Annotated in this window: 14 protein-coding genes; 7 read left to right on the forward strand and 7 right to left on the reverse strand. The window is 70.1% G+C overall.

Going from position 1 to position 16,974, the window contains the following annotated elements; translation table 11 throughout:
• The first annotated feature begins 48 nt into the window (after positions 1-48).
• From sucB to E6A21_RS04510, 3 genes are all read left to right on the forward strand, one after another.
• Positions 49-1,884, forward strand: coding sequence for a 2-oxoglutarate dehydrogenase, E2 component, dihydrolipoamide succinyltransferase (gene sucB / locus E6A21_RS04500; protein WP_138442925.1), 1,836 nt, complete (start codon positions 49-51; stop codon positions 1,882-1,884).
• Positions 1,885-2,022: 138 nt separating this feature from the next.
• Positions 2,023-2,394, forward strand: a complete 372-nt coding sequence (locus E6A21_RS04505; RefSeq protein ID WP_138442926.1) for a hypothetical protein — start codon at positions 2,023-2,025, stop codon at positions 2,392-2,394.
• Positions 2,395-2,531: 137 nt separating this feature from the next.
• Complete coding sequence (locus tag E6A21_RS04510) at positions 2,532-2,960, forward strand: OsmC family protein (RefSeq protein ID WP_138442927.1); 429 nt, start codon at positions 2,532-2,534, stop codon at positions 2,958-2,960.
• Positions 2,961-3,029: 69 nt separating this feature from the next.
• On the opposite strand, the gene E6A21_RS04515 is transcribed toward E6A21_RS04510, so the two are convergent.
• Together E6A21_RS04515 and E6A21_RS04520 are read right to left on the reverse strand one after the other, a co-directional pair.
• Positions 3,030-6,527 carry a S41 family peptidase gene (locus E6A21_RS04515; RefSeq protein WP_138442928.1) on the reverse strand — a complete coding sequence of 1,166 codons (3,498 nt, stop codon included), beginning with the start codon at positions 6,525-6,527 and terminating at the stop codon, positions 3,030-3,032.
• A complete protein-coding gene (locus tag E6A21_RS04520; protein ID WP_138442929.1) occupies positions 6,524-8,014 on the reverse strand; it encodes a protein kinase domain-containing protein in 1,491 nt (496 codons plus the stop codon). Before E6A21_RS04520 ends, E6A21_RS04515 begins: the two co-directional genes overlap by 4 nt.
• Positions 8,015-8,090: 76 nt before the next feature.
• On the opposite strand from E6A21_RS04520, the gene lipB reads away from it, so the two are divergent.
• The 3 genes from lipB to E6A21_RS04535 all read left to right on the forward strand — a co-directional run bounded on the left by lipB (position 8,091) and on the right by E6A21_RS04535 (position 10,640).
• On the forward strand, positions 8,091-8,828 hold the full coding sequence (gene lipB / locus E6A21_RS04525; protein ID WP_281281551.1) for a lipoyl(octanoyl) transferase LipB: 738 nt from the start codon (positions 8,091-8,093) through the stop codon (positions 8,826-8,828).
• A complete protein-coding gene (gene lipA / locus E6A21_RS04530; protein ID WP_138442931.1) occupies positions 8,825-9,835 on the forward strand; it encodes a lipoyl synthase in 1,011 nt (336 codons plus the stop codon). The genes lipB and lipA overlap by 4 nt, the downstream gene beginning before the upstream one ends.
• An 85-nt stretch (positions 9,836-9,920) precedes the next feature.
• On the forward strand, positions 9,921-10,640 hold the full coding sequence (locus E6A21_RS04535) for a DUF4191 domain-containing protein (protein ID WP_138442932.1): 720 nt from the start codon (positions 9,921-9,923) through the stop codon (positions 10,638-10,640).
• Positions 10,641-10,728: 88 nt separating this feature from the next.
• On the opposite strand, the gene E6A21_RS04540 is transcribed toward E6A21_RS04535, so the two are convergent.
• On the reverse strand, positions 10,729-11,163 hold the full coding sequence (locus E6A21_RS04540; protein WP_138442933.1) for an RDD family protein: 435 nt from the start codon (positions 11,161-11,163) through the stop codon (positions 10,729-10,731).
• Between the two features lie 260 nt (positions 11,164-11,423).
• Between E6A21_RS04540 and glnA the strand changes: the two genes are divergently transcribed.
• Positions 11,424-12,848: a type I glutamate--ammonia ligase gene (gene glnA / locus E6A21_RS04545; protein ID WP_138442934.1), complete on the forward strand. Its 1,425-nt coding sequence runs from the start codon at positions 11,424-11,426 to the stop codon at positions 12,846-12,848.
• 97 nt (positions 12,849-12,945) lie between these two features.
• On the opposite strand, the gene E6A21_RS04550 is transcribed toward glnA, so the two are convergent.
• The 4 genes from E6A21_RS04550 to E6A21_RS04560 form a co-directional block, all read right to left on the reverse strand.
• Positions 12,946-13,170: a hypothetical protein gene (locus E6A21_RS04550; protein ID WP_138442935.1), complete on the reverse strand. Its 225-nt coding sequence runs from the start codon at positions 13,168-13,170 to the stop codon at positions 12,946-12,948.
• A gap of 38 nt (positions 13,171-13,208) precedes the next feature.
• Positions 13,209-13,385 (reverse strand): hypothetical protein, encoded by a 177-nt coding sequence (locus E6A21_RS17750; RefSeq protein ID WP_171041263.1) that lies wholly within the window; start codon positions 13,383-13,385, stop codon positions 13,209-13,211.
• A gap of 195 nt (positions 13,386-13,580) precedes the next feature.
• A complete protein-coding gene (locus tag E6A21_RS04555; RefSeq protein ID WP_138442936.1) occupies positions 13,581-13,907 on the reverse strand; it encodes a cupin domain-containing protein in 327 nt (108 codons plus the stop codon).
• Between the two features lie 29 nt (positions 13,908-13,936).
• Positions 13,937-16,969 (reverse strand): bifunctional [glutamine synthetase] adenylyltransferase/[glutamine synthetase]-adenylyl-L-tyrosine phosphorylase, encoded by a 3,033-nt coding sequence (locus E6A21_RS04560; protein ID WP_138442937.1) that lies wholly within the window; start codon positions 16,967-16,969, stop codon positions 13,937-13,939.
• Positions 16,970-16,974 lie beyond the last annotated feature (5 nt).

The raw sequence follows: 16,974 nt of genomic DNA on the forward strand, positions 1-16,974 counted from the left end.
GCAACGACATCAATCGCACGATTAGAAGCACGAAGGAGCACGGAGACAATGTCTGAATCCGTCAACTTGCCGGCTCTCGGGGAGAGCGTCACCGAAGGCACCGTCACACGCTGGCTCAAGCAGGTGGGGGACCGCGTCGAGGTTGACGAGCCCCTCGTCGAGGTTTCGACGGACAAGGTCGACACGGAGATCCCCTCGCCGATCGCCGGCATCCTCGAGGAGATCCTCGTCGCGGAGGACGAGACCGCCGAGGTCGGAGCTCCCCTCGCCCGCATCGGAGACGGCACGGGAGGCGGCTCGGCTCCTGCCGAGGCAGCGCCCGCCCAGGAGTCGGCGGCCGACGCCGCTCCCGCCCCCGAGGCTGCCCCCGCAGCCCCTGCCCAGGCGGCGCCCTCCGAGGAGCCCGCTGAGCCGTCCGTCGACCAGGCCGCGCCCGACGGGCACGAAGTGACCCTTCCCGCCCTCGGTGAGAGCGTGACCGAAGGCACCGTGACCCGCTGGCTCAAGAGCATCGGCGACGCCGTCGAGGTCGACGAGCCCCTCCTCGAGGTCTCCACCGACAAGGTCGACACCGAGATCCCTTCGCCCGTCGCCGGCACCCTCCAGGAGATCAGGGTCAACGAGGACGAGACGGCAGAGGTCGGCGCAGTCCTCGCGGTCATCGGTTCAGGGACTGCCGCCCAGGCGGCTCCGACTCAGCCGGCCCCGGCCGAGGCTTCCTCTCAGGCATCCTCGCCCGCAGCGGTCGCCTCCGAGCCGGCCCCAGCGCCGGCCGAAGACGCGGACAACGCGCTCGCCCAGTCAGCCCCCACCCCGCCTGCTCCCTCGCAGCAGGCGCCCGCCGCGCAGACGGCAGCCGCTCCGGCAGCGCCCACCCAGACGGCAGCACCCGCACAGGCAGCTCCTGCTGCCCCCGTATCGGCCTCCAACGGTGCCGAGGCGGGCTACGTCACCCCGCTCGTCCGGAAGCTCGCCAACCAGCAGGGCGTCGACCTCTCGGCCGTCAAGGGCACTGGGGTCGGCGGACGCATCCGCAAGCAGGACGTCATCGCTGCCGCCGAGGCACAGAAGGCGGCACAGCAGGCAGCAGCCCCGGCGCCCGCCCAGCCGTCCGCCGCTCCTGCGGCTCCTTCCGCACCTTCAGCCGCCCCGGTCTCGTCGCTCCGCGGCACGACCGAGAAGGCCCCGCGCATCCGGCAGGTCATCGCGCGGCGCATGCGGGAGTCGCTCGACACCTCGACGCAGCTCACGCAGGTGCACGAGATCGACATGACGAGGATTGCCAAGCTCCGCGACCGGGCGAAGGCGAACTTCCAGGCGCAGAACGGCGTCAAGCTCACGTTCCTCCCGTTCATCGCGAAGGCTGTTGCCGAGGCGCTCAAGCAGCACCCGAAGCTCAACGCGGAGTACAACGAGGAGAAGCAGGAGATCACGTACCACAACGCGGAGCACCTTGCGATCGCAGTGGACACCGAGAAGGGCCTCCTCGTTCCCGTCATCAATGACGCGGGCGACCTCAACCTCGCCGGTCTCGCCGGCCGGATTGCCGACGTCGCGTCGCGGACGCGCAGCGGAAAGATCGGCCCGGACGAGCTCTCGGGTGGGACCTTCAGCATCACGAACATCGGTTCCGTCGGGGCGCTCTTCGACACCCCGATCATCAACCAGCCGCAGGTTGCGATCCTGGGCACGGGTGCGATCGTCAAGCGGCCGTGGGTCACCCAGAACGCCGAGGGCGACGACGTGATCTCGATCCGCTCGATGATGTACCTCTCGCTCACGTACGACCACCGCCTTGTGGATGGCGCGGACGCAGGCCGCTTCCTGCAGACGCTCCGGGCCCGCCTCGAGGCCGGCGCCTTCGAGGCCGACCTCGGCCTCTGACCGAGTCGCCCCGGGCGCAACGGGCCGCGGCCCGGATCCAGTCTGGATCCGGGCCGCGGCCTTTCGTTATCCACTTGGAACCCTCAGGGGTTCCGGATCCGGCGGGCCGGTCATGGGGCCGACATTAGAATCGTGACCATGACTGTCGTCCTCAGCATTTTCGTCTTCCTCCACATCGTCGGCGCAGCCATGATCGTGGGCCCGTGGATCGCGAATATGAAGAAGCCCACAGTGGGCGCTCGGCAGTTCGACGGCGCGATGACCCAGCTCATCACCGGCATCATCCTCGTCGGGCTCATCACGGTGCTCTCGAAGCAGGCAGACTCCAACGTCGCCTCCCCCGACTACCTCAAGCTCACGATCAAGTTCATCATCGCCGTCGTGGTGGGCGCCCTCGCGTTCGTGGGGAACAGACGCCGGAAGGCTGGCGACGTCGTCGCTCCCGGGCTCGCGCACGCCGTCGGCGGCCTCGCCCTCCTCAACATCGCGATCGCTACGATCTGGCCCTGACGGCAGGCCAGGCACCGTCGGCCCCGCCCGCTTCACAGGACGCGGGCGGGGCTCCTTTATGCCTACGATGGCCGGGCCAGTCACTCCGGCCTTCCGTGCCGGCGAAGCAGTCCACAGGACCAACGAAGGAGCGAAGCATGGCTACCATCCGCACCGCCCACACCGTATGGAACGGCAACCTCATGGAGGGATCCGGCCGGACCACCCTGGACACCTCCGGGCTCGGCACGTACGACGTGACCTGGAAGGCGCGTAGCGCCGACGCAAACGGCAAGACGAGCCCGGAAGAGCTCATCGCCGCTGCCCACTCCGCATGCTTCTCGATGGCGTTCAGCAACGGCCTCGCCGAGGCCGGGTACACGGCCGATGAGATCAACACTCGGGCCGAGGTCGACTTCATCCCCGGCAAGGGCATCACCACGAGCAAACTGACCCTTTCGGCTCGCGTGCCGAACCTCTCCCAGGACGAGTTCGAGAAGATCGCGGAGGGCGCCAAGAAGGGCTGCCCGGTCAGCCAGGCTCTCGCCGGGATCGAGATCACGCTCGACGCCAAGCTCGAGTCCTGATCCGGAAGAAGCACTGAAGAGACGGGACCCCGCCTGCGCTCCTCGCAGGCGGGGTCCCGCTGTCTCGGCTCAGCCTTCGTACGCGAGCGCTGATCCGGCCGCGGCCAGCTCCTGAGGCCGCGGGGGCAGGGCCGGAGGACGGACCGAACGGTAGCCGGTCCGCGCAGGGGGCCGCTCGGTCGGGATCTCCATCAGCATCTCCTTGAGCACGCCGATGCCCTGCTCGAGCTGCGGATCGAGGCCCGCGGCGTAGGCGTGCGGCGGGAAGGGGACCTCGATGTCCGGCTCGACGCCGCGGTTTTCGACCTCCCATCCGACTTCGCCTCCGAACCAGGTCGCGTAGCGCGGCTGGGTCACGGCCGTGCCGTCGGCCAGCCGGAAGCGGTTGTCGATCCCGACGACACCGCCCCACGTCCGGGTCCCGACGACGGGCCCGATGCCGCGCAGCTTGCACACCTGCGTGATGATGTCCCCGTCCGAGCCGGCGAACTCGTCCGCGAGGACCACGACCGGCCCGCGCGGGGCGTGCCGCGGGTAGGTCCGCGGCTGCTCGCCGCGCGGCATGGTCCAGCCCGTCACCCGGCGCCCGAGGAGCTCTGCGACGAGCTGGGACGTGTGGCCGCCGCGATTGCGGCGAATGTCCACCACGAGCGCGTCGAGGGCGGTCTCGGTGTCGAGGTCGCGGTGCAGCTGAGCCCACCCGCGCGCCCCCATGTCGGGGACGTGGAGATACCCGAATCGGCCCTCGGACGCCTCGCGGACGAGCCTTCGGTTGGCCTGCACCCAGTCCTGGTAGCGGAGCCGCTCCTCGTCCTTGAGGGGGACGACGGCGATGCGTCGCCGTCGTCCTTCCCGCTCGCCGTGCTCGGGGCCGTTGAGCACGGTGAGCTCGACCGTCTTGCCCGCTGCGCCCACGAGGGCCATCGCGGGCCCGAACTGCGCGGTGAGGGGGACGCCGTCGACCGCCAGGAGCCGGTCCGCGGGCCGCACGTCGGCCCCCGGCGCGGCCAGCGGGGACGTCGCGAGCGGATCGGACGATTCGCTCGCGAGGACGCGCTGGACAACCCATCCGTCGTCGTAGCCGAACTCGCCGCCCAGCCGGCCCTGGCCCCCGGCATCGGGCTCTGAGGCAAGGCTCGGGGTCACATAGGCGTGAGAGGTTCCGAGCTCCCCCTGCATCTCCCATAGGAGGTCGACGAGATCGTCGTGGGAGCCGAGCCGCTCGACGATCGGCTCGTACTGCGCGCGCACCTCCTCCCAGTCACGTCCCGCCATGTCCTCCGCCCAGAAGAAGTCCCGCTGGAGCCGCCACGCCTCCGCGTACGCCTGCCGCCACACGGCGACCGGCTCGAGGCGCACCCGGATCCGGTCGAGATCGACGCGGACGTACTCGGGCGAGCCCTCCTCGGCCTTGGCATCGCTCGGCACCGAGCTGACGCGGCGGTCGCTCACGTACACGATCCTCGAGCCGTCCCCGCTCAGCCGATACGTGTCGAGCGCGCCCACGACAGTCGTCGTGCGACCGTCGCCGAGGTCCAGCCGTTCGAGTGTCGGCTGGGGGTCCTTGTCCCCCGGCTTCGCCTTGCCGTCGCCCGTAGCGCCGGAGAGGTCGTGCGAAAGCCACAGGAGCGCTCCCGGAGCCGCCGTGAGGCGCGAGTAGTTCCCCTGACGGACCGGAAGCGCCACGACTCGATGCGCCAGCCCCTCGAGGTCCACCCTCGTCTGCCCGGATTCAGGCTTGTCGCCGTCCTCCTTCTCTGTCGTCTCCCCCGCGGTCTCTGTGCCGAAGCCCGCGACTCGGGGACCGAAGGGCGCGGCGGTCGTGGCCTCGAGCGGCACGATGTAGGGCTTGATCGGGCTCGGGAACGCGAGGTCGAACGAGTGGCCGTCGTAGACCGGGTCGAAGCTGCGTCCCGAGAGGAACGCGAGGTACTTCCCATCCGGAGTGAAGGCGGGCCACGCATCCCAGAAGCGGCCGTCGGTCACGTCGGCGATCTCGCCGGACGAGACGTTCGCGACGCGCAGCTTCGAGCGCGATCCGAAGGCTGTCACGGGCTCGCTCCACGCGAGCCATTGGGAGTCGGGGCTCCACGCAAGCTGCTCGATCGTGCCCTCCTCCACGGTCGAGAGCGTGCGCGAAGACTTCGAGTCCAGGTCCACGAGGTGCACTTCGCCGAAGGCCGTGCCCAGCGCGATGCGGCGGCCGTCGGGGCTCGGGACCAGCTGGGCCACGCGGCTGGGGGTCGGCAGGCCGAGGCGGACCGGGGCACCAGGGCGGGTCTCCCCGGAGCCGCGCTCGCGCCTGGCCGGCACGACGTAGGAACGCTGTTCGGCGGGGCCCACCCGAGCTGGCTGCAGGCCAGAGCCGGAACCCGTGCCGACCGGCACGGGAGCGGGCAGAGCGCTCTCCGCATCCGTCGCGTGCGAGGCAGCGGGTTCGGTTCCGTTGGGGGCCTCGTCTGCGGACTGGCCCTCTCCGGCGTCCCGCAGGTCCTTGAGGAAGAGCCCCTCCTCCCCTGCGTGGTCGGCGATGTACGCCACCTGGTGGCTGCCTACGGGACGGGCCAGCCGAGCACGGACGCCGGGTGTCGCCTCGACGACGTGCGAGGGGCCGTCGCGGTGGGTCAGCCAATGCACGGTGCCGTGGGCCTCGACGACGCTCGCCTCGCCGTCGTGCGTGGGCACGGCCTCGCCCAGGTGGCGCCCGACGGCGAGCCGGGCCGGGCGTCGCGACGTCGAGGCCGAGCCCAAGGTCACCTCGAGCTGGCGGGGTTCCGCCTCGAGGCTGTCCAGCAGCCAGAGCCCGCCTGCCGATTCCAGAATGATCCTCGAACCGTCCGAACTCGCGTGGCGCGCGTAGAAGCGGTCGAAGTCCGTGTGCCGACGCAGGTCGGAGCCGTCCCGCTCGACCGAGTACACGTTGCCGTAGCCCTCGTGGTCCGAGAGGAAGGCGATCCGACCGCCGATCCAGACGGGATCGCACAGGCTGCCCTCGAGCTCGGGGACCAGGCGGCGGAACTCGCCGCCGCCGTCCACGTCGATCCAGAGCTTGCCGGCGGCACCGCCGCGGTAGCGCTTCCAGGCCGCGGGCTCCCGTGAGAGGACGCTCCCGACGACGACCGGACGCTCGTCCCCGACCGAGGGGCCGAACGCCACCGAGTCGACGGGGCCGAACGGCAGCTCCTCGAGCCAGCCGCCCTCGACGGGGATCGCGTAGGCGTGGGTGTGGCGCGCGTCGGGCTGGTTGTGCGCACTGGTCACGACCACACGGCCCCGGGGGTCGAAGCCCTTCACCCGGGTGGACTGGTGGCCGAAGTACGTGAGCTGGTGGAAGCCTCCGCCGTCGACGTCCGCGGCGACCGCCTCGGGGGCGTTCCCCTGGACGACGCTCCAGACCACCTTCGTGCCGTCAGGCGTGAAGCGCGGGTTGCGGGCGGGGAGCTCGAGGGCCGAGATGCGCCAGGCCCGACCGCCGTCGACCGGGGCAAGCCACACGTCGTCCTCGGCCACGAACGCAACGAGGTCGCCGTGCACATGGGGGTACCGAAAGTAGCTGGAGGCTGTCATCCTCCGATCATAGGCAGGGCGGCCGGGAGCACCCGCGACACCTGCCACCCCGCGTCGTGGCGTTCGAGGACGATCCGCAGCCACTGGTCCTTCGCCTCCCCCGGCGGTGCAACCTCGCCTCCGTCCCTCCCCCGGACGGCGAATGCCGAGCTCAGGACGCGCACGCGGACGACGGCGGTGCTCCCGTCGGCCTGCGTCGTCGCCCCGGCTGCGTCATCTCCCGGCCCCGCGAGTTCCGCCGAGAGCACCCGGGAGGCGAACCCCTCGAGACGCCGGCCGGCGGCGTCGAGGTCGTCCGCGATCCTGCGGTCGGCGAGGGCGGCCTCGGATCCGGGGACGTTCACGCGTGCGAGGAGCTCGCGATCCGCGCCGGATACGGCGAGCGCCCTGATCTCGGCGAGCGCCTGGACCGCCTGCAGCGGGTCCTCGGACTCGGCCGCCAGCCTCAGGTGCTCGGGCACGGCCGACCCCCCCGCAGTGGGTTCGGAAGCGCCCGTGACGCGCGGCGCGAGGTCTGCCCCCAGGGCCACCACCCCCGCGAGCACTGCGGCCACGGCAACGGTGGCGACCGAAGCTGCCCACATCACCGCCGTGCCCCTGCCCCCGGGAAGCCGGGACCTTCCACGGCGCCGGCGGCGCGAGCCCTCCTGGAGGCGGGTGACCAGTTCGGGAATGACCTCGGCGTCGACCGCGGGGGCGAGATCGACCGGCTCGGCACGCCGGCTCCGCATGACAGCGCGCGCGAATTCCGCCGCCGTCGGGCGCCCCGCCGGATCCTCGACGAGCGCGGCCTCGATGGCAGCCGCCAGCTCGGTCGGGACGCTGGGGGCTAGCAGGCCGAGCGGCGGCCGCTCGCGACTCGGGCCGGGGGCCGAACCGACGAGGCAGAACCAGGCGACGGCACCGAGGCCGTACACGTCGGCAGCAGGGCGGACGGCAGCTGTGCCTGCGGTGAAAGGATCGAAGAACCCGTCGGTGCCGCGCGTCGTTCCCGCAGCCTCGCCGACGTAGCGCGCCTCGCCCAGATCGGCCAGCAGGGGCCGCCCCTGGGAAGTGAACAGGATGTTCCCGGGCGCGATGTCGAGGTGGGATGCCCCCACGGCGTGCAGGGCGGCGGCGGCCTGGGCGACAGGGCCCACGGTCGTGACCGCCTCGCCAGGCGTCAGCCTGCCGCGCACGGCCACGAGTCGAGCGAGAGAACCTCCCGCAGCGTACTCGGCGATCAGAACGGTCGAACCGGTGTTGGCGTCATTCGCCGACTCGAGGCACGTCAGCAGGTGAGGATGCGAGGGAACACCACGCCTGCGGAGCTCGCGGCGAAGCGGAGCCGACTCCGCCGGTCCGCCCCTGACCCCTCCGCGCAGCACCTTCGCGGCGCGCAGGCGCGCGTTCGCCTGCTCACGCACGAGCCACACGTCGCCGGTGCTTCCGCGCCCGAGGAGGCGGACGACGTCGTACCCCGGGATCGCTGGTCCGATGGGTTCCATGCCCCCTGTCTACCGCAGAGACAACGACGGCGTCGGAAGTTATCCACAGGCACGGGCGAGCGGTGTGAGTCATCTCATGGCAGCGCTGGTCCTCCGGGGGATTAAGCTGGTCCGCATGACTCTTGCGTTCACCCGGCTGGGGTTCGCGCCCGACTATGTCGACTACACCGCGGGACTCGCGGCACAGCGTCAGCTCCACGACGAGGTGGCAGCAGGAAACGCCCCCAGCACCGTTCTCCTACTCGAGCACGCCGCCGTCTACACGGCAGGCAAACGGACCGAGGACCACGAGAGGCCGCTGGACGGCACCCCCGTTGTCCCGGTCGACCGCGGCGGGAAGCTCACCTGGCACGGACCGGGCCAGCTCGTCGGCTATCCGATCGTGCGCCTCAAGGAGCCGCGAGGCGTCCGAGCCTACGTCGAACTGCTGGAAGACGTCATGATCACGGTGATCTCCGGGTACGGGATCAAGGCCGAACACGTCGACGGCCGCTCCGGGGTCTGGGTGCGCGCTGACGAGCGCGGAGGCGATCGCAAGATCGCTGCCATCGGGATCAGCGTCCACGACGGCATCACGGGGCACGGCTTCGCCATCAACTGCAGCAACAGCCTCGCCCCCTACGAGCAGATCATCGCGTGCGGCATCACGGATGCCGGCACGACCACCATCTCCGCGGAGATCGGCCGCGAGGTCGCACCGCTGGACATCGTCGACCGGATCACCGAGGAACTCGCCCGCCGGGCGGCCGAATTCGTGGCCGACGACGGCTCTTCCTCTTCCTCTTCCTCCCAGACTGAAGGAGCACTCCTGTGACGCTCGCACCCGAGGGACGCCGGCTGCTGCGGATCGAGCAGCGCAACGCCGCCACGCCCGTGGAGCGCAAGCCGGACTGGATCAAGGCCAAGGTGCACATGGGCCCGGAGTTCGTCCAGCTCAAGAACCAGGTGAAGAAGGAAGGCCTCCACACCGTGTGCGAGGAGGCAGGCTGCCCCAACATCTTCGAATGCTGGGAGGACAAGGAGGCCACCTTCCTCATCGGCGGCTCCGAGTGCACCCGCCGCTGCGACTTCTGCCAGATCGACACCGGCAAGCCCTCTCCCCTCGACCGCTTCGAGCCTACGAAGGTCGCCCGCTCGGTCCAGTCGATGGGCCTGCGCTATGCGACCGTCACCGGCGTCGCCCGCGACGACCTCGAGGACGAGGGCACCTGGCTCTACGCGGAGACCATCCGCAAGATCCACGAGCTGAACCCCGGCACCGGCGTGGAGATCCTCATCCCCGACTTCTCCGGCAAGCCCGAGCACATCACCGCGATCTGCGAGGCCCAGCCCGAGGTCTTCGCGCACAACGTCGAGACCGTCCCCCGGCTCTTCAAGCGCATCCGCCCCGCCTTCCGCTACGAGCGCTCCCTCGACGTCATCACGCAGGGGCGGGACCAGGGCATGGTCACGAAGTCGAACCTGATCCTCGGGATGGGCGAGACGCGCGAGGAGGTCTCCCAGGCGATGCGCGACCTGCACGAGGCCGGCTGCGACCTGCTCACCATCACGCAGTACCTGCGCCCCTCCGAGCGCCACCACCCGGTGGACCGGTGGGTCAAGCCCGAGGAGTTCGTCGAGCTGTCCCAGGAGGCGGAAGAGATCGGGTTCCTCGGCGTCATGAGCGGCCCGCTCGTGCGGTCCTCCTACCGGGCCGGGCGTCTGTGGGCGACGGCGATGCGCAAGAAGGGCCGGGAGATCCCCCCGGAGCTTGCCCACATCGAGTCGTCGGGCACGACCCGCCAGGAGGCCGCGAGCCTCCTCGCGGCCCACGCCCACTGACTCATCCGACGTCCCGCGCGTTTTCGCACGCCGCCCTCCCCGGCGAAGTCTGGGAGGGCGGCGTTTCACTTAGAATTGAAGCACTATGGCGAAGAACACCCCCAACACGCCCTCGGACCAGGCTCCGAAGAAGGCGAAGAAGCCAAACAGCTTCCAGCAGATGCTCCAGGTCTTCCAGATGACCCGACGAGCGGACCCGAACGTCGTCTGGCTCATGGCGCTGGTGTTCCTCGTCGTCGTCGGCCTCGGCGTGCTGGTCGGCTCCCTGCTCGACAACTGGATCACGGGCCTCATCGTCGGCATCCTCCTCGGGGTGCTGGGCGCGATCCTCATCCTGAGCCGCAGGGCCGAGCGCGCTGCCTTCTCGCAGATCGAGGGCCAGCCCGGTGCCGCGGGCGCCGCCCTCAACACCCTGCGCCGCGGCTGGATCGTGGAGGAGCAGCCCGTCGCGATCAACCCGCGCACGCAGGATCTCGTGTTCCGCGCGGTGGGCCGTGCCGGCGTCGTGCTCGTCTCCGAGGGGCCGACGGGCCGTGTCCGTCCCCTCATCGAGTCGGAGCGGAAGCGCCTCGCACGCATCCTCCCGAACGTTCCGATCAACGTGATCGAGAGCGGCCGCGAAGACGGCCAGACCCCGATCGACAAGGTTGCCAAGCGCATGCAGAAGCTCAAGCCCGAGCTCACCAAGGTTGAGGTCCAGGCGATCAGCAAGCGCCTCGCGTCGCTCGGCCCGCGGCTGCCGATCCCCAAGGGCATCGATCCGTCGCGGGTCCGTCCCGACCGCAGGGCGATGCGCGGCCGCTGAGCCGGAGTTTGCCTAAGACTTCGGAGTTCCCGAAGACTTCCTCGGCATACGAAGGGCCCGGACATTCTGTCCGGGCCCTTCTCTGCAGTTACAGGCGTACGAGCACCGTCTTGGCGGCCTTGTCGTGGAGCCCACGCTGGTCCACATCGAAGACGACTGCCGGAATGACGAGGCACAGCAGCACGGTTCGCAGGATCGCCGCGGGGATCCCGGCCGGGGCGCCACCGAGCCGAACGACCTTGAGCCCGAGCGCGCGGTGTCCCAGGCTGTAGCCGACGGTGCCGACAAGGACTATCTGCTCCACCGCGAAGATGCCGAGGGTCGCAGAGGAGTTGCCGTGGAAGAAGGCCGTGGAGATCAGGAGGCACGCCGCCCAATCGATGCAGAGGGCGACGACGCGGCGCCCCGGGCGGGCGATCGAACCGGGGCCGGTTCGAGGGAGGCCGAGCCCCCGCCCCGGGTAGTGGCCGGGCTCGGTCGGTGGCCCACTGATCCAGGAGCTGACGTCTCTGCGGTCGATCACCGACTCAGTCTAATTGGCCGGCCTGTTCCAGTCGGCCGTTCTATGACGTCAGCGCCTTGGCGTGCGCGGCCGATGCCGCCTAGCGTGGGGCTCGTCACAGCGGCGTGATGTAACCTCGCTGAAACAATACGGACACTGCCGAGTAACGCCATGTTCGTAGGCTGAGGGCGTTGCAGCACGGTGACGTCCGCGCGGCGATACCGCCTGCGCGCCGCCGTTTCGCGCCCGGTGCGTGCCATCCCGACCTGTAAGGAGAACAGATGTTCAAGTCTGCGGAGGAAGTCCTCGCGTTCATCAAGGACGAGGATGTCAAGTTCGTCGACATCCGCTTCACCGACCTCCCCGGCGTCCAGCAGCACTTCAATGTCCCCGCCAAGACGGTGGACGAGGACTTCTTCGTCAACGGACAGCTGTTCGACGGCTCGTCCATCCGCGGCTTCCAGGGCATCGCCGAGTCCGACATGCAGCTGATCCCGGACGTGACCACGGCCTACGTGGACCCGTTCCGTGTGGAGAAGACGCTCGCACTGAACTTCTCCATCGTCAACCCCCGCACCGGGGAGCCGTACCACCGCGATCCCCGCGGCGTCGCCGAGCGCGCGGAGGCCTACCTGGCCTCGACCGGCATCGCCGACACCGCGTTCTTCGCCCCCGAGGCCGAGTTCTACGTCTTCGACAACGTCCAGTTCGAGTCCTCCCCGCAGGGTTCGTTCTACAAGGTCGATTCCATCGAGGCCCCGTGGAACTCGGGCCGCGAGGAAGAGGGCGGCAACCTCGGCAACAAGACCCCGTTCAAGGGCGGCTACTTCCCCGTCTCGCCGGTCGACCACCAGGCCGACCTCCGCGACGCCATGGTGCTGAACCTCGACGCTGTGGGCCTCGAGGTCGAGCGCTCGCACCACGAGGTCGGCGCCGCCGGCCAGGCCGAGATCAACTACAAGTTCTCGACCCTCGTGCACGCTGCGGACGACCTGCAGAAGTTCAAGTACGTCATCAAGAACACCGCGACGGAGTGGGGCAAGTCCGTCACGTTCATGCCGAAGCCGATCTTCGGCGACAACGGCTCGGGCATGCACTGCCACCAGTCGCTCTGGAACGGCGGCGAGCCGCTCTTCTACGACGAGAAGGGCTACGCGAGCCTCTCGGACCTCGCGCGCTGGTACATCGGCGGCCTCCTCAAGCACTCCTCGGCCGTCCTCGCGTTCACCAACCCGACGGTGAACTCGTACAAGCGCCTCGTGAAGGGCTTCGAGGCCCCGGTCAACATGGTCTACTCGCAGGGCAACCGCTCGGCAGGCATCCGCATCCCGATCACGGGCACCAACCCGAAGGCGAAGCGCATCGAGTTCCGCGCACCGGACCCCTCGTCGAACCCGTACCTCGCGTTCGCGGCCCAGCTCATGGCGGGCATCGACGGCATCCGCAACCGCATTGAGCCGCCGGCCCCGATCGACAAGGACCTCTACGAGCTCCCCGCAGAGGAAGCCAAGGACATCCCCAAGGCACCGGGCTCCCTCGAGGAGGCTCTCGACGCTCTCGAGGCCGACAACGAGTTCCTGCAGGCCGGCGACGTCTTCACGCTCGATCTGATCGAGACCTGGATCGCGTACAAGCGCGAGAAGGAGATCGCTCCCCTCTCGCTCCGCCCGAACCCGTACGAGTTCGAGCTCTACTTCGGCGTGTAGGTGCTTGCGGCCTGGCCGCACACGCTCGTCCCCAGGAGTCCGCCCGGACCCTCCGCCTTGGTGGAGGGTCCGGGCGGACTCTTTCAGCTCAGCCTCTTCAGCTCAGCGCCCGGACCAGATCCACGATCATGGTGCAAGGCCATGGCTCCCCGCAGGCGGAGCACGGAAAGCCCGTGAGCTCCGACGTTGGCTGGTGCCTCTCCACCACTGGATGCCACATTTCCGCGGTCGCGACCACGTTCTGCGAGTCGCTCATGCGCAGCGCGTTCAGCTTGCCGAGGATGCCGAGATAGAGCGGCGCGGCCAGGTCCCCCTCATCCATGCCGGAAGCGTACCCCAGGGACCGAAGATCGCGTCACGCTACTGTCCCCGCCGCCACGCATCGAAGGCCGCTGCACGGTCCCGGTCCCTCATCGCTTCGAGCGTCCGCACGAGCTTTCCCTCGCTCGTCGCGAGGGCATCCGCAGCCTGCTCGAGTCGTTTGACGAGGGCCTCAAGCTGGCCGAGATCGACTGACGGGACTGCTTCATCACTCATCCCTCTTCCTCCATCTGCCGAGGACCCTCCTTCGCAGGCCCCGCAACAAGTCAACTGTCCCAAGCAGGGGTCACGAGGACACCCGTAGCGGGTACTCGAATCCGGGCAGGGCGGAGGAAGGGCACCACGTGCCGTGGACAGGCGGTACTCGGCAGGCCACTCGCCCGACGTGGGAAGACGGCCGGAAGACGGCGGTCAGCCTGCGATCGTCGAGAGGATCACCACGGCCTCGTCCAGTGCGACGACGTCGTGCCGCGGCCCGGGGAGCGCCACGAGCTGCCCCTCCTCGACCCTCGTCTCCCCCTCGTCGGCGCGGACGAGGACCGCACCCGAGAGGACGTGGAGCGTCGCTGCCTCGGGTTTGGGGTGGTCGCCGAGGGCCTGATCCCCGAGGAGGGCGATGAGCGTGTGCCGGAGCCGCCCGTCGTGCAGAAGCGCACGGGCGCTGCGCCCGTGCGGGCTCACCCTCGCACGGTCCAGCTCGAGCTCTGCCGCCGCAGCAATGTTGATCAGCTCTGCCATTCCTGACCTCCTTGGTCGTACCGCGTCCGTCACTGGCTCAGGGAATAGAACCTCTCCTCGAACACGTGGCGCGTGCGCCGCGTGAGCTGGAGATACTGCTGCTCGAGTGCGCTCGCGTGCCCGGGCGAGTATCCGCACCACCGTGCGACGGCCTCGAGGTCGCGTCGCGACGAGGGCAGCATGTCCGAGGCGCGGCCCGTCCAGACCACATTCGCGCTGCGGATCCGGCTGGCCAGGCGCCAGGTCTCGGCGAGCAGCGATGCCTCCCGCTCCATCAGGAAGCCGAGTTCGGCCGCGGCGTGCAGGCCCCCGAGAGTCGAGGTGGTCCGCAGTTCGGGGTGCCGTGCCGCGTGCTGGAGCTGGATGGACTGCACGAGCCATTCGACGTCGCTGAGGCCGCCGCGGCCGAGCTTGAGGTGGCGGCCGGGATCGGCCCCGCGGGGAAGCCGCTCCGCCTCCACTCGGGCCTTGATGCGCCGGATCTCGGTGAGGTCCGCGGGCGAAAGCCGCTCCGGGTACCGGACGCTGTCGGCGAGCCGCATGAAGTCGGCGGCCAGCTCGTCGTCGCCCGCCATGGGGCGCGCGCGCAGGAGCGCCTGCCATTCCCAGACGAGCGCCCACCTGCGGTAGTACTCCGCGAAGGAGTCCAGGGAGCGCACGAGCGGGCCGGCCTTGCCCTCGGGCCGGAGGTCGGCGTCGAGCTGGAGGACCCGCTCGGCGAGCACGGCAGGCCGAAGCGGCTGAGTGAGGAGCCCCGACATGCTCGTCACGATTTCCTTCGCCTGCCTCTGGGCCTCGGCGGGATCGGCATCGGGCAGGGGGCGGTGCACATACATGACATCTGCATCGGACCCATAGCCGATCTCGCGTCCGCCTTGCCGGCCCATCGCGACGACGAGCACGCGGGTCAGGAGCGGCCCCCGGGCAGCCGCCTGATCCTCGGCAACGCGGAGGGCCCCGAGGACCGCTGCCTGATCGGCGTCGGCGAGGGCGTTCCCGACTGCATCCTGGTCCAGCAGGCCGGCGCTGTCCGCGATTGCCGTGCGCAGGATCTCGCGGCGCCGGATGAGGCGGACGAGCCGCATGCGCGCGCTCGGGTCCTCGTGACGAGAGATCTTGGACTGGATCTCCTGCCACTGCGCGTCGAGGGGCACGGGAGCGAGCTCCTTCTCCTGGCCCAGCCACGCGACGGATTCGGGCGAGACTTCGAGCAGGTCCGCTATAAGCCGCGAATTGGCGAGGACGTGGCACAGGCGCTCGGCCGCCGCCGCGGAATCCCTGAGCATGCCGAGGTACCAGTGGGTCGTGCCGAGGGCCTCGCTGACGCGGCGGAACGCAAGCAGGCCGGCGTCGGGGTCGACGCCCTGCGCAAGCCAGTCGAGCAGGACCGGCAGGAGCTGGCGCTGCAGGGACGCCCGTCGGCTCACGCCCGCGGTGAGCGCCTCGATGTGCCGCATCGCTCCCTGCGGATCCCTGTACCCGAGTGCGGCGAGGCGGCCCTGCGCGGCCTCGGGAGAGAGCTTCGCCTCCTCGGGGCTCAGGTTCGCGACCGTGTTGAGCAGAGGCCGGTAGAAGATCCGCTCGTGCAGCTCGCGGACGCTCCGCTTGGTCCGATGCCACTTCTCGAGAAGGGCCTCGGGCGAGGCCTTCCCCGTCTCCATGACGCCCTGCACGGCCCGGGCGAGCGCGCGGAGGGCGTCCTCCCTCACGGGCATGAGATGGGTCCGGCGCAGCTGGGAGAGCTGGATCCGGTGTTCGAGGAGACGCAGCCAGCGGTACGAGGCGTCGAACTCCGCGGCCGCGCTGCGCCCGATGTAGCCGCCCTCGGCAAGCGCCGCGATGGCCGACGTCGTGTCCCGGACACGCAGCGACTCGTCCGCCCGGCCATGGACGAGCTGGAGGAGCTGCACAGTGAATTCGACGTCGCGCAGCCCCCCGGCACCGAGCTTGATCTGCCGGTCGGCCTCGGCCGGCGGAATATGCTCTGTGACGCGCCGGCGCATCGCCTGGACGGAGTCGACGAACCCGTCGCGACCGGCCGAAGCCCACACGAGCGGCCCGACCGCCTGCTCGTACTTGCGGCCCAGTTCCGGGTCGCCCGCAATGCAGCGAGCCTTGAGGAGGGCCTGGAATTCCCAGCTCTCGGCCCACCGGTCGTAGTAGGCGAGATGCGATCCGAGGGTCCTGACGAGGGGACCGTCCTTGCCCTCGGGGCGGAGGTTCGCGTCGACCTGCCACAGGCCCGGCTCTCGGGCCGTCCCCGACACCGCCCGGGAGAGGCCGGTCGCGAGCGCGGTGCCGATGCCCAGGACAGTCGAGCCGTCCAGGCCCGAGTCCTCGTCGGCGTCGACCACGTAGACCACATCGACATCGGAGATGTAGTTGAGCTCACGCGCGCCGCACTTGCCCATCCCGATGACGGCGAGGGCGACGGCGTCGACCGCCTCCGCGCCGAACGTCGCCGCGGCCTCGGCGCGGGCGACGGCGAGCCCCGCCTCGAGCGCTGCGGCCGCCAGGTCCGCGAGCTCGGCAGCCGCGACGGGGAGGAAGTCGGCCGGCGATGCGGCCGTGAGATCCCGGATCGCCAGTTCGCACAGATGCCGGCGGTAGCGAATCCGCAGCGCTTCCCACGCGTCTGCCCCAGTCCTGCTTGCGAGCGGGCGGGCAGACGACGGGTCGGCGCCGACGGAACGCAGCAGCGAGGCCCGAAGCGCCACCGGGTCGGCCCCCTGCGGTTCCGCAGAAGGGGCGGCCTCGAAGACATCGAGGTGTTCGGGGTGACGGATCAGGAATTCGCCGAGCGCCTCGGACGCGCCGAGGAGCCGGAACAGGGGCTCTGAGCGCGAGAGGCCCGCGTCGACCGTCTCCCGCAGACTCGGCACCTTCTCGAGGAGCCGCACGAGGACGACGAGGGCCCCGTCCGGGTCGGGTGCGACCGCGAGGCCCTCGAGCAGCACCTCCTCGTCGATGCCGTCGAGCTCACGCGCCGCGAGGAAGCGCTCGGCGCGGTCCGGATCGGAGGAACCGAGGGCAATGAGCCGGCGGGTGAGGCTTGGCGCCATGGCTG

The sequence above is a fragment of the Sinomonas susongensis genome (genome assembly GCF_005877005.1).
Classification (GTDB): Bacteria; Actinomycetota; Actinomycetes; order Actinomycetales; family Micrococcaceae; genus Sinomonas; species Sinomonas susongensis.